Source organism: Bacteroides cellulosilyticus DSM 14838, from assembly GCF_000158035.1.
GTDB classification, from domain to species: Bacteria; Bacteroidota; Bacteroidia; order Bacteroidales; family Bacteroidaceae; genus Bacteroides; species Bacteroides cellulosilyticus.
Genome location: NZ_EQ973492.1, coordinates 576,418 through 589,909, shown reverse-complemented (window position 1 = coordinate 589,909; position 13,492 = coordinate 576,418). Strand labels below are relative to the sequence as shown.

The window sequence follows — 13,492 nt, the reverse complement described above, 5'->3', positions numbered from 1 at the left end:
ACATTTCCGATAGCAACACGATGTGGATTGTAGCCCATATCTTTATCTTTCACATAATTGTACTGCGCCATCACCACATACATCAATCCGCAAATGAAAGCCACACCCGCAAACTGAACGAATAGCAACGGACGCTTCCACCCCTTTTTACCTTCCGTATAGCGGCGGAACACCTGAGACACAGGTATGCGGGCAAACAACCTGCCTGGCAAAATTCCACCTACAATGAACAGAACCAGTACCACAACAAGCGGCACCCAGATACGGTCCGGTGCAAAAAGTACACTCAACTTGGCTGCGGTAGTATCTTCTATGAACTCCTGAAAATTGAGTAATATCAACCCCATCAACACCAAGGCCAGCGCAATAATAATTCCCGTTTCCAAAAGAAACATTGAGAACACCGTACCTCCACTTGCACCGCTGCACTTATGCACACCCACCGCTTTGGCACGATACGTGAGCGAAGAAATAGAAATGAGCACGTAGTTCAGTGACGCGATAAAAAGAATAGCCAGAGCTAAGATACTCATAATGCTGTCCATGCGTTTCACCTGATCTTCGTCACGATACACATCACGGATAGGTTTCACAAAAGCAGTGTAACCGTATGCTTTCTTATCTTCTTCCGGCCGATACTTCTGTATCATGGCATCCAGACGGGTATTCACCACTTCCTTGTCAGCTCCCGGACGGAAACGGATATATTCGTAATAGCTGTCGCCTCCGCGCCAGGAATAGTTACCCCAGTCACGGCTCCAAGCCGTAGGCATGGAAATAACAGCTTCCGGACGCATAGTAGCGTTCTCGGGCAAATCGACATAAGTGCCCTTTACCGTCAGTTGCAACTCCTTATTATAACTAATGACTTTTCCAATAGGATTCTCACCACCATATATTTTCTGAGCCAAATCGTCACTCAAAAATATGACATCGTTCTGCATCAGATCTTTTTCCGGATTGCCACTCAGTACCTCAATACCCATAGTCTTGAAAAAAAGTGAATCGGCTAATATTTTCCGGGCATCGATGCGTACACTGCCATTGTAAAGTGGTGAAGAAACAAAATACGCAATGCTGGCAGCCGCCTCTACCTCTTTGGGAAAATTCTCCAGAATGGCACCTGCCACAGGACCACAGTTTTGTTTTTGCGGTTCAAATTGTTCACCCTCAGCCGAAAATATGGAGTATATCTGATAAAGATCATCATAGTCCTTGTAGCAAGTATCATAGCTTTGTTCAAAAGCCACACGTGAAAACAGCAGAATACTCATCGTCAATCCCAATCCAAGGGAAATGACTTTGATTATATTCGAACCGCGCCCACGCAACAGGGTACGTATGACATAATATAGTTGTTTCATAGTTCAATCTCTTTATAAACTTATACTCCTTGCGCCGCAATACTGGCCACCACGCTACCATCAAACAAATGTATCGTACGATGTGCAAACGAAGCGTCATGCTGAGAGTGTGTTACCATAATAATCGTCGTTCCCTCCCGATTCAATTCCGTCAACAGATTCATGACTTCCGCACCATTCTTAGAATCCAGATTACCGGTCGGTTCATCGGCAAGTATTAATTTAGGATTAGTTACCACAGCACGGGCAATAGCTACACGTTGCTGCTGACCACCGGACAATTGTTGCGGGAAATGCTTGGCACGATGGCTGATATTCATTCGTTTCAATATATCCTCCACCATCCGACGACGTTCGGAAGCCTTAATGCCGAGATACGTCAAAGGCAATTCCACATTTTCATAAACATTCAGTTCGTCTATCAAGTTAAAGCTTTGGAATACGAAACCTAGTTTACCTTTCCGCACACGGGTACGTTCTTTTTCTTTTAGGTCTCCGACTTCCTGTCCCAGAAGTTTATATGAACCTTCCGTCGGATTATCCAGCAATCCCAAGATATTCAACAGGGTTGATTTACCACAACCTGACGGTCCCATGATGGCTACAAATTCTCCCTCTTTCACCTCAAGATTCACATGGTTCAATGCTACTGTTTCTACTTCCGTTGTACGGAATACTTTGCTGATGTCATTAATTTCAATCATGATGCTTATTATTAAAGTCTTATATAATATTCTGTTTATATAAATGCAGAAAGTATGCCAAAACTTAATATTCATTCATTATCAACAATTTATCTTTTTAAACGTATACAAATAGTGTCTAATAATTAGACACCTCCGTCTAAAAAAATGGACAATTATGGAAATTAGTACAGCACGAAGGAACAGAAAAAAGGAAAATAAGACAATCATTTATCTAAAAGAAAACTCTATCTTTGCAATCAGTTTTCAATCAAAGCGATTATATAATATTAAGATCATACACATGAAACTATCTAAACTCCTGTTCATTCCGCTTACCGGCCTGTTTATGGGCGGTTGCGATATGATAGATTACCATCCTTATGATGTCCGCATCAGTGGTCAGACAGATATAAATAATCGTAATATAGAAAAGATAGAGGCCAATTGCAAGGATAAGGCAACTATTCGTTTTGTCACTATGGGTGACTCCCAGCGTTGGTATGATGAGACCCTGGACTTTGTCAATCACCTTAATAAACGGGATGATATAGATTTTGTCATTCATGGCGGAGATTACAGCGACTTCGGTGTTACAGACGAGTTCCTGTGGCAACGTGATATCATGAATAAGCTGAAAGTTCCCTATGTCGGTCTGATCGGTAATCATGACTGCCTCGGTACAGGCGAAGAAACTTTTCGTATTGTATTCGGTGACCCCAATTTTTCTTTCATAGCCGGTCGCATCAAATTCATTTGTCTGAACACCAATGCTATCGAATTCGACTACTCCCGCCCCATCCCTGACTTTGAATTCATTAATGCCCAGTTAGATGATCGCCGCGACGAGTACGACCGTACTATCTTCTCCATGCATATACGCCCGTTCTGCTTTGAATTCAACAACAATGTAGCCCAAGCTTTTCAATATTCCATTAAGCAATTTCCTGGATTGTTGTTCTGTACAGCTGCCCATGAACATCGTTTATTCGAAGAGGATCTTTTTGAGGATGGCGTGATGTACTACATGAGCGACTGCATGAAGCACCGCAGCTATTATATATTTACTGTAACCCCTGATGGATATGAGCGTGAAGTGGTCTATTATTAAAGCACTGACGTGCTTCCTTCTTGTATGCTCATCAACCGGCTATGCGCAAGAAGCCAATACAATAACCATAGAGCCACGCCGGGTATTCAGAGATACCGTTATCATCACAAAACATGATACCGTGTGGCTGGAGAAAGAAAAAGTAAAAATAGACAGTGCCGATATCAGTAATAAACGTTCCAGCCGTTATGATAAGCGTGTCCATCGCTATCGTAAACACTGGGAAAGCCTGATACCAACACATACAAAGCTGCAATTTGCCGGTAACATGGGATTGCTATCTCTGGGTACAGGATGGGATTATGGAAAACGGAATCAGTGGGAAACGGATATCTTTTTCGGTATTCTGCCTAAGTACGACTCCAAACGTACCAAAATCACCATGACTCTGAAACAGAACTATATGCCATGGAGTATAGCTCTTGGAAAAGAATTTGCTGTCGAACCACTTGCATGCGGCATGTATTTCAATACAGTATTCGGCAATGAATTTTGGACACATGAACCCGAACGTTATCCAAAAGGTTATTACGGCTTCTCATCCAAGGTACGCATTCATGTATTCCTGGGACAACGTCTGACTTATAATATTCCCCCACGTTGGCGTCTGGGAGCAAGAGCCGTTACTTTTTATTATGAAATAAGTACCTGTGATCTGTATGTAGTAAGTGCATTCACCAACAAATATCTGAAGCCCAAAGATTATCTCAGCTTATCGTTCGGACTGAAGACACAACTCTTTTAACCTTCTCTATAACCACAAAGTCATGTCTGCTCACGCGGACATGACCTCAAGAGAATTTCCTTTCTTTTTTATTACGATGCAAAGATGGAGATTCAGTGTTACGGAAACATGTATAGGATATGACAATGATGTAAAAATGGCAAGGGCTGCATCTTCTTTGTGCGAAGTGCAGCCCTTTACCTTAGATCTTTAGATATCCTATATTTAATAAGAACGAGCGAATAAAGCACGACAAGCAGAAGGTTTGCCTGTCACCATACAGGTACCCGGTTCTTTGTCATCATCCAAGAACGTTTCGAAAGGAATACAACGGATAGTTGCTTTTGTTTCTTCTTTAATCTTCTCCTCTGTTTCAACAGTACCATCCCAGTGAGCAAGAATAAATCCACCTTCTTCAATCTTCTCCTTGAATTCATCATAACTATCCACTTTCGTGATATGAGAGTTACGGTAGTTAAGGGCTTTCTGATAGACATTAGTCTGGATTTCTTCTAACAGGTTCTTTACATATTCTTCGATGCCGTCGCAAGAAAGAGTTTCTTTCTCCAATGTATCGCGACGCATAACTTCCATTGTATTGTTCTCCAAATCACGACCACCCATAACAAGACGTACCGGCACACCTTTCAGTTCATAATCAGCAAATTTGAAACCCGGACGTTTATTATCAGCATTGTCATACTTAACAGAAATACCCATAGACTTCAGTTTAGCAACAATGCCTGCCACTTTCTCGTTAATCTTCTGCAGCATCTCTGCGTTCTTATAGATAGGCACGATAACCACCTGTATTGGAGCCAGATGCGGAGGCAGTACAAGTCCGTTATCATCAGAGTGAGTCATGATCAGTGCACCCATCAGACGAGTAGATACCCCCCATGAAGTAGCCCAAACATATTCCATTTTGTTTTCCTTATTCACGAATTGCACGTCAAATGCCTTGGCGAAATTCTGTCCAAGGAAGTGCGACGTACCACTTTGCAAGGCTTTCCCATCCTGCATCATAGCCTCAATGGTATAAGTATCCAGTGCACCGGCAAAGCGCTCATTAGCCGATTTTACACCTTTCACTACGGGAACTGCCATGTATTTTTCGGCAAATTCGGCATATACATTCAGCATACGTACAGCTTCTTCTTCAGCTTCCTCACGGGTAGCATGTGCAGTATGCCCTTCCTGCCACAAAAATTCAGCAGTACGCAGGAAAAGACGAGTACGCATTTCCCAACGCATTACATTGGCCCATTGGTTACACAAGATAGGCAGGTCACGATAGGAATTAATCCAATTCTTATAAGTATTCCAAATGATGGTTTCTGAAGTAGGACGGATGATCAGTTCTTCTTCCAACTTAGCTTCCGGGTCCACAATAACTCCGCTACCGTCAGGAGCATTTTTCAGGCGATGATGAGTAACGACTGCACATTCCTTTGCAAAACCTTCCACATGTTCTGCCTCACGGCTGAGGAAAGATTTCGGAATCAACAATGGGAAATAAGCATTCACATGCCCTGTTTCCTTAAACATATCGTCGAGTTGACGCTGTATTTTCTCCCAAATAGCGTATCCGTAAGGTTTAATCACCATACAGCCACGCACAGCTGACTGTTCTGCCAGGTCGGCCTTTACCACCAGTTCATTATACCACTGCGAATAATTCTCGCTGCGTTTGGTCAGGTCTTTTAATTCTACTGCCATTTTATTTTGTTTTTTAAAGTTTTTCGGATTATACAAAATGAGGAAGCCACAAATCTGTAACTTCCCCATTTTTCGGCAAGAGCGGCAAACGAGGCTCGAACTCGCGACCCTCAGCTTGGGAAGCTGATGCTCTACCAACTGAGCTACTGCCGCATTGCTTTCTTAAAAAGACGGTGCAAAGGTAAAAGAAGTTTTTTTATATTCAAAAATAAAAATGTACTTTTACAGCCACTAAAGTGAAAAAAATATGAAACGGATCATACTCATTACCGGAGGTGCCCGCTCCGGTAAAAGCAGCCATGCGGAAAAACTGGCGCTAAGTCTCTCTCCTACTCCTGTTTACCTTGCTACCGCACGTATTTGGGATGAAGAATTCCGACAACGCGTAATCCGCCATCAACAAAGACGCGGACCGGAATGGACAAATATAGAGGAAGAAAAAGAGCTAAGCCGTCATCAATTAATCGGAAGGACTGTCCTGATAGACTGTGTTACTTTATGGTGTACCAACTTCTTCTTTGATGTAAATGCAGATACAGATAGTGCCCTGACAGCTGCCAAAGAAGAATTCGACCGTTTTACAGCGCAAGATGCTACCTTCATCTTTGTTACCAATGAAATAGGTATGGGAGCTATTTCAGAAAATGAAATTCAGCGTAAGTTCACAGACATGCAAGGCTGGATGAACCAGTACATCGCCGAACACGCTAATGAAGTATGGTTGATGATATCGGGGATTCCGGTAAAAGTGAAATAGAGAGAGGAAAAGATGATAGAATGGTAAGATGATAAGATTCAAAGTTATAAATATTGCATATGAAAACATTTAAGATAATACGTCCGGACGAGAATATCCGTCCAGCATTGATTGATAAAATTAATAATCTGACTAAACCCAAAGGTTCATTAGGTACTCTTGAAGAGCTGGCCTTGCAAATAGGCTGGATACAACAAACTCTGTCTCCTACCCTGCAACATCCACAGAATATAATCTTTGCCGCTGATCATGGCATTGTAGACGAAGGTGTCAGCCTTTCGCCCAAAGAAGTTACCTGGCAACAGATTAGTAATTTCTTACATGGAGGTGCCGGAGTGAATTTCCTTTGCCGACAGCATGGGTTTACCTTGAAAATAGTAGATGCCGGTGTAGATTATAATTTACCTTATGATACAGGTATCATCGACATGAAAGTACGGAAAAGTACTCGAAATTATCTGCATGAAGCTGCAATGACAGAAGAGGAAATGGAACTATGTCTGGAGCGCGGTGCAGAAGTGGTACGCAATTGCCATAAAGAAGGTAGCAATATACTCAGTTTTGGGGAAATGGGTATTGGAAATACATCTTCCTCATCCCTGTGGATGACTTGCTTTACAAATATTCCTCTGGAACAATGTGTAGGTGCGGGAAGCGGACTGGATAATGTTGGTATCCGTCATAAATATGAAGTATTAAAACAGTCATTAGATAACTACAGAGGAGATCGTTCTCCCCATGATATCATCCGTTATTTTGGAGGCCTGGAAATGGTGATGGTAATAGGTGCTATGCTTCAAGCAGCCGAACTTGGAATAGTTATTATGGTAGATGGATTCATTATGACAAACTGTATTCTAGCTGCCAGCAAATTATATCCGGAAGTACTGCATTATGCTATTTTCGGACATTGTGGAGATGAAACAGGTCATAAACTACTACTCGATCACATGGAAGCCAGACCGCTTTTAAATTTAGGTCTGCGTTTGGGTGAAGGGACAGGTGCCATCTGTGCATATCCCATTGTGCAGTCCGCCATACGTATGATTAATGAAATGGATAACTTCGCGCATGCTTCTATAACAAAGTATTTCTAAACGTATGAAAGTCCTAGCAGCATTCATCTTCTTCACCCGGCTTCCTTTTTGGAGAATCAAAGAAGTCCCGGCTAAATACTTCAAACGTATTGTTCCATACTGGCCATTAGCCGGATGGCTGACGGGTGGTATTACGGTTGGAGTACTGTGGATAGCAGCTCAGATACTTCCCATTTCCATCGCATGGGTACTTGCCATCCTCTCCCGATTGCTTATCACAGGCTGTCTGCACGAAGACGGATTGGCTGATTTTTTTGATGGCTTTGGTGGAGGCACCACCAAAGAACGGACACTTGCCATTATGAAAGATTCCCAGATAGGAAGTTATGGTGTCATAGGATTAATAGTCTATTTCTTGCTATTATTCTTACTTCTGGAAAATCTACCTTTGAAACTGATTTGTGTTCTCGTAATTTGTGGCGACTGCTGGTCTAAATTCTGTGCTTCACAGATCATCAATTATTTGCCTTATGCACGGAAAGAAGAAGAAAGCAAGGCAAAAAATGTATATGACCGCATGACCTGGCAAGAATTACTGACGGGATTCATCTGTGGATTTTTACCTATTATATTATTCTTACCGATAGATTTCTGGCCGGTTATGATCTGCCCCATTTTAACATTCACCCTATTGTATCGGTTGATGAAACGTCGTCTTCAAGGTTATACAGGAGATTGCTGCGGAGCTACATTCCTGCTTTGTGAGCTTTCATTCTATTTGGGTGCATTAATCTTGCTGTATGCACACATCAAATACGGTAACCCGAATTTTATTAATGTTTATTTAAAATAATAATTATATGGAAGTTATTTTTATCAGACATACCTCGGTAGATGTCCCTCCCGGAGTGTGCTACGGACAAACAGATGTTCCTTTGCGAAACAGTTTCGAACAAGAAGCTGCCGTCACATCCGGAAATTTAAAATCTTACCGTCCAAAAGGGAGAGATTTCGATTATGTATATACTAGTCCGCTATCCCGTTGTGTACGTCTTGCTACCTACTGCGGATATCCTGATGCCGAACGTGACAACCGAATTATGGAAATGAACTTCGGGGATTGGGAAATGAAGAGTTTTGATGAAATAAGTGATCCAAGACTGAAAGAATGGTATGCCGACTACATAAACGTACCTGCTACAAACGGTGAATCATTCGCCATACAGTATCAACGTGTCGCCAGTTTTTTGGATGAACTGAAAGAAAAGAATTATGAGAAAGTAGCCATATTTGCACATGGAGGCGTATTGATTTGCGCCCAACTTTATGCAGGAGCTATAAAACAGGAAGAGGCATTCAGTGCTTTGACTCCCTATGGAGGAATCATTCAGTTAAGGCTTGATTAGATATCCGAATACTAAACAAGACCAATGGTCCTTCTGAAGCCCCTTCCTGCACCTTATAAGTACCATTAAAGGCATGAATGAAGTGCGCATTGATTTCATGACGGATCAATGCTGTCTTGTTTTCAAAGCGTGCTTTGGCCAAAGGCGTACCTGTCACTTTAAAGAACAACATATTCTTTTCTTTATCGTGTCTGATCCGAATAGTAATATTGTATATATTCTCATCATTCTCCGATGGTATCAACAGACTGGACAACAAGGAAGAAAACCTATTTTTATCTATACTTATCGCCATACTTTCTATATCCGTCTTCAAACGAATACTCACTCGCCCATTATCGGTATGTTCTGCAATGGCTATTTCTTGCCGACACAAGGCCATCACTTCACACTCCTCCTGTACATACTGTGTCTTACCGGATTCCAAACGAGAAAGTTCCAGGATACTATTGACATACTCCAACAGATTTTCCGCATTTTCCTGAATCATTTTACCATATTCCACCTTCGCTTCCGCAGTGAGTTCTTTCGATTCCGTCAAAAGTTCGGCAAACCCTACCACCACATTCAGCGGAGTACGTATGTCATGGCTGATTTCAGATTGCAAGCGATCTTTAGTAACATTATCCGCTTCTGCCTGCATAGCCGCATTTGCCGTTACTTTTTCAGCCACAGCAATCTTCCGGGACAAATAACGAGTATAAAGATAGAACAAAAGCACTAACACTAACAATGTGATAAGAAACAGGAAACCACGCTGATAATTGGTATCCTTTATTTTCTGCTTTTCCAGAAGAAGATCATCAATATGATAGATTTCCTTCATTTGTCGTAACTGATTTGCTGAAAAAACATTATCCAATGAATCCTGAGTCCGTATCAGGTAACGCCTGGTTTCAATAGCTCCGTCAATATCACCCTTATCAATCTGTGTAGATGCTTTATAATTAATGAAAGTAGCGAATATGGAAGCATCATGATTCAGCACCACGGAAGTCACCTCATCTATCAACGCAATACTCTTATCATATTCCTTCGTACGAGTATAATACTGTAACTGAACTAACTGAACATTCAGCCAAAACGCTATATCGACATGACTGTCCAGTAATGCTTTAGCCTTATCCATATGTTCCAATGCCACAGGAAAATTCCCCTGTTCCATAAAAAGGAACACATATTTAAGTTGGCAGTCGATTTCAAAGTTTGTCCAATTCTTACGGGCTTCGGGTTCACGGGAAATGATTTCCTGCAAAGTCTCATCCATCTGTTTGAGATAAATATGTTTCAGACTATCCTGCCCGGCATTGCTATACATTCGGATAATGCGTGAAAGGATATCCACACGCAAAGCAGCCTTAGTCTGTGGGGTCAAACGCTGACAAGCTTTCTGGAAGATCTTCAAGGCTTCATCTCCTCTACTGGATATTCCATAAGCACACCCCAGACTATTATACGATGCAATTTCTCCATTATTACAATGATGTTCCAAAGATTCTTTTAATGCTTCCTTAGCTATATATACAGCCTTCTCTACCTGTCTTTTGGAAGCCAATGCGCGACTGATAGCGGCCTTCTGCTCCAGATAATAGTCATAAGTGCCTACTTCCGGAGCATACTTTTTCAGTTCATTCACCCAATAAGTCAGGCTGTCCGGATCATGTAGTTTATCATAGCAGGAAGCTAGATAATACGCTCCCTGATTTTCATACGTCACATTCTTCTGGGCACAGGCCTCCTCGTACAAAGCGGTAGAAAAAGTTTTGTTATAAGGGGGATATTGATGCCTGTAAGCCATATCACGTAAATAAGTAAGTCTGACAAGTGTATTCGGCATCGCATGTGCTATTTTCAGAATACTATCCTGATATTGCTGTGCATTGGCATCTTCTGCATACAGCACACAAGAATATAGCATACTCAGCAAACAAAACCATATTACTACGATATATCTCATCATACAGCATCCTCCCCTTTTGATTTATACTTCAACGGATGTGTAAAGCAGAAACGTGCACCTTGCGTATAGTTGCTGTCCACCCATATTCGTCCTCTCATATAGGTCACAATCAGCTGACATATAGAGAGCCCCAAACCACTACCCTGTGCAAAGTCATTCAGTTTCTCAAAACGCTCAAAAATCAAGCCCTGTTTCTCAAGCGGGATACCGCAACCGGTATCGGTTACAGAGAAGAAAGCCGTATTAGGATCGGATAATTCCAACTTCAATACGATAGAACCTTCTTTAGTAAATTTAGTGGCATTCACCAACAAATTAATCAAGACCTGTCGAAGACGGGCATCATCCGTATCTATCATCAGTTCAGAAAGTTCGGTATCATAACGTAGTTCCACTTCAAGTTTACGAGAAGCAGACACTGTTTCCGAAGCCTCTCTACAAAGTTTCACGGCATCATAAGGACGTATATTGAACGTTATATTATCATTCTCAAAATCAGAAAAATCAAGAATATCATTAATCAGTTTCAAAAGCTGAAAAGAGTTAACTTTAATGATTTCACAAAACTCTTTACGAGACTCTTCGTCGAAAGAGTCATCATCTGAAGCCAACACAGCCGAGAAGCCGACAATGGCATTAAGCGGGGTACGCACTTCATGGCTCATATTAGACAGGAACATATTCTTCTTCTGGATAGCCCGTTCCGCCTTCTGTATCATTACTTCCTGCGAATACTTCGATTCTTGCAGACGGAATATCTTCTTCCAACTGAGATACAGGAAAAGAAATAAGACCAGCGTGCAAACAATAATACCTCCCAAGTAAAAACGATAGGAAAACAAGCGGTCACGCTCGTTCTGATAAGTCAGCCGGTCGGCTTGGAAGCGGGTGGTCAACTGATCTATCTCTTTAGGATAATTTTTCTCAAAAGACGATTTAATGTATGAAAAGACCAAACCGTATTGCTTATATGCTTCTTCCTTACGCCCCATTTTCACAAGCAGGTCAGCCTTGTCTTGCAGGACTTCCTTGTACAAGCTACTGTTGATTTCAGCATAGTCCGTATGTAAAAAAGCATCATAAGTTGTCAGAGATTTCTCATATTCACCGATACGTTCCCAATACATAGCCTCGGCTATCAAGAAATGTTGCATAATACCCGGAATCAGTTTTTCCCTCAAAGGCTCCACTTCATCCAAGTGTTGGCGAGCTGTCTTCACAGAACCCTTAAACAGTTGACAATAGGCATTGAATATATGTCGGACAGCTTGCTCCTGTTCGGAAAGACTATCAGCGGGAAAACGATTCAGGCGGGTCATGAAATATGCTGCCTCCGTAAAATTACGAATACGAAGATTGTGCTCTACTAATTCCAACAATAACATCCGGACATGTATTCCCTCACCGGACATTTGATCGAACATCTCTAATGCCTGTACATGAGCACTTCCTGCTTCCTGGTTTCGTCCGGTATAAGAATACACCTCACTAATGGCATTCAGTGCAAGAGCTGTTCCCAAAGCATGCGAGAGTGCACTTGCTTTTGAATACATCTGCTCACTCCAATCAATGGCCAGGCGTATTTCTCCACGAAAAAGATATGATTTTATAAGTATACGTTCCAGTTCAAAGTACGTATTATATTGCTTGGTAGATTCCAGATAATTGAGGATACTATCCAGATTGATAGCCGAGCTTTCTTCCTTGGTCAGATAATCAAAGCCCATACTGTTGTGAAAAGCAGATATCACTTCATCTTGAATGGTAGCACGTTCGACTTCTGCCAGGCTATCCTCCCCTGCTGATAATGGGAAAACGCATCCAAAGCATACTATATGGAGAACGAAATATTTCAGTAAGTTTCTCATGAAGTTTGTTTGTTTCGTGCTGTGTGGTGTTTGTGCTGCCATTCACCGCATACGCTGGCAAATATATTCAATATTTCCCAAGAAGCCAAAAATTGTGAATGACTAAATGAAAAAAGAAATCAAAGTAGTAGTTATTATCAGAATTACTATCATTATTCCTTCGGCACGGCGATTGATACGAACAGCTACTTTCATGTCTTCCGTGGTTAAAAGACGATCATTGCTACCAATGTAAGGCTTCCAGACTTCTTCACCGAAATAATTGTGCGGACCTCCGAAACGGCAATCCAGAATACCGGCAAGAGCAGCCTCGGGATAACCGGAATTCGGGCTGGCATGTTGACTGCCATATATTCCAACGAATCTCAACAGAGCCCCAAACCGGCCTCGAGGAAGAAAAGCAAGTATCATGAGAAAAGCTGTCAAACGGGCAGGAATATAATTGGAGACATCATCCAGGCGAGCGGCAAAACAGCCGAAAGCACGGTAACGCTCGTTACGATAGCCAATCATGGAATCCAGAGTATTCACCATCTTATAGGCAAGCATACCGGGAATACCTAATAACATATACCAAAATAGGGGAGCAATTACTCCATCACTCAGATTCTCTGCAAGCGTTTCAAGTGCTGCCGTACGTACTTCCTGTGCAGAAAGTCCGGAAGTATCACGACCGACTATACGAGCTACCTGCTTCCTGCCTTCTTCCAACGAACGATCTACAGCTTCGAATACCATACGAACTTCACGGATAAGTGTGGTACCCGCCAGACAGAAAAAAATGGTAAGTATCTGTAGTGCCAGAAGTAGTCCCGGAGAAAATGACGCTATCCAGTGAAATAGATAGTATGCCGCAAAATAAA

12 protein-coding genes and 1 tRNA gene are annotated in these 13,492 nt (G+C 41.9%); 6 read left to right on the top strand and 7 right to left on the bottom strand.

Going from position 1 to position 13,492, the window contains the following annotated elements; translation table 11 throughout:
• On the bottom strand, positions 1 to 1,364 hold a 1,364-nt coding region (locus BACCELL_RS20485), incomplete at its 3' end, for an ABC transporter permease (RefSeq protein WP_007213960.1).
• 20 nt (positions 1,365 to 1,384) lie between these two features.
• Positions 1,385 to 2,068, bottom strand: a complete 684-nt coding sequence (locus BACCELL_RS20480; RefSeq protein WP_007218342.1) for an ABC transporter ATP-binding protein — start codon at positions 2,066 to 2,068, stop codon at positions 1,385 to 1,387.
• A gap of 283 nt (positions 2,069 to 2,351) precedes the next feature.
• Between BACCELL_RS20480 and BACCELL_RS20475 the strand changes: the two genes are divergently transcribed.
• Both BACCELL_RS20475 and BACCELL_RS20470 read left to right on the top strand, forming a co-directional pair.
• Positions 2,352 to 3,158, top strand: a complete 807-nt coding sequence (locus BACCELL_RS20475) for a metallophosphoesterase family protein (RefSeq protein ID WP_044154264.1) — start codon at positions 2,352 to 2,354, stop codon at positions 3,156 to 3,158.
• Entirely contained in the window at positions 3,133 to 3,903 is a 771-nt protein-coding gene (locus tag BACCELL_RS20470) for a hypothetical protein (protein WP_022209298.1), read from the top strand. The genes BACCELL_RS20475 and BACCELL_RS20470 overlap by 26 nt, the downstream gene beginning before the upstream one ends.
• 204 nt (positions 3,904 to 4,107) lie before the next feature.
• On the opposite strand, the gene proS is transcribed toward BACCELL_RS20470, so the two are convergent.
• Both proS and BACCELL_RS20460 read right to left on the bottom strand, forming a co-directional pair.
• Positions 4,108 to 5,601 (bottom strand): proline--tRNA ligase, encoded by a 1,494-nt coding sequence (gene proS, locus BACCELL_RS20465; RefSeq protein ID WP_007218338.1) that lies wholly within the window; start codon positions 5,599 to 5,601, stop codon positions 4,108 to 4,110.
• Between the two features lie 80 nt (positions 5,602 to 5,681).
• Positions 5,682 to 5,754, bottom strand: a tRNA-Gly gene (locus tag BACCELL_RS20460).
• A 94-nt stretch (positions 5,755 to 5,848) separates the two neighbouring features.
• Between BACCELL_RS20460 and cobU the strand changes: the two genes are divergently transcribed.
• From cobU to cobC, 4 genes are read left to right on the top strand one after another with little or no spacing between them, the layout of a single operon-like run.
• Entirely contained in the window at positions 5,849 to 6,358 is a 510-nt protein-coding gene (gene cobU / locus BACCELL_RS20455) for a bifunctional adenosylcobinamide kinase/adenosylcobinamide-phosphate guanylyltransferase (RefSeq protein WP_007213955.1), read from the top strand.
• Between the two features lie 59 nt (positions 6,359 to 6,417).
• A complete protein-coding gene (cobT, locus tag BACCELL_RS20450) occupies positions 6,418 to 7,455 on the top strand; it encodes a nicotinate-nucleotide--dimethylbenzimidazole phosphoribosyltransferase (RefSeq protein WP_007213954.1) in 1,038 nt (345 codons plus the stop codon).
• Positions 7,456 to 7,459: 4 nt separating this feature from the next.
• Complete coding sequence (cobS, locus tag BACCELL_RS20445) at positions 7,460 to 8,248, top strand: adenosylcobinamide-GDP ribazoletransferase (protein WP_007213953.1); 789 nt, start codon at positions 7,460 to 7,462, stop codon at positions 8,246 to 8,248.
• Between the two features lie 7 nt (positions 8,249 to 8,255).
• Entirely contained in the window at positions 8,256 to 8,801 is a 546-nt protein-coding gene (gene cobC / locus BACCELL_RS20440) for an alpha-ribazole phosphatase (protein ID WP_007213952.1), read from the top strand.
• On the opposite strand, the gene BACCELL_RS20435 is transcribed toward cobC, so the two are convergent.
• The 3 genes from BACCELL_RS20435 to cbiB form a co-directional block, all read right to left on the bottom strand.
• Positions 8,779 to 10,761, bottom strand: coding sequence for a sensor histidine kinase (locus BACCELL_RS20435; protein WP_007213951.1), 1,983 nt, complete (start codon positions 10,759 to 10,761; stop codon positions 8,779 to 8,781). The two genes, cobC and BACCELL_RS20435, sit on opposite strands and share 23 nt — an antisense overlap.
• Positions 10,758 to 12,629 carry a sensor histidine kinase gene (locus tag BACCELL_RS20430; protein WP_044154159.1) on the bottom strand — a complete coding sequence of 624 codons (1,872 nt, stop codon included), beginning with the start codon at positions 12,627 to 12,629 and terminating at the stop codon, positions 10,758 to 10,760. The genes BACCELL_RS20435 and BACCELL_RS20430 overlap by 4 nt, the downstream gene beginning before the upstream one ends.
• 102 nt (positions 12,630 to 12,731) lie before the next feature.
• Positions 12,732 to 13,492: adenosylcobinamide-phosphate synthase CbiB (gene cbiB / locus BACCELL_RS20425; RefSeq protein ID WP_007213949.1), on the bottom strand; the 761-nt coding region annotated here is incomplete at its 5' end.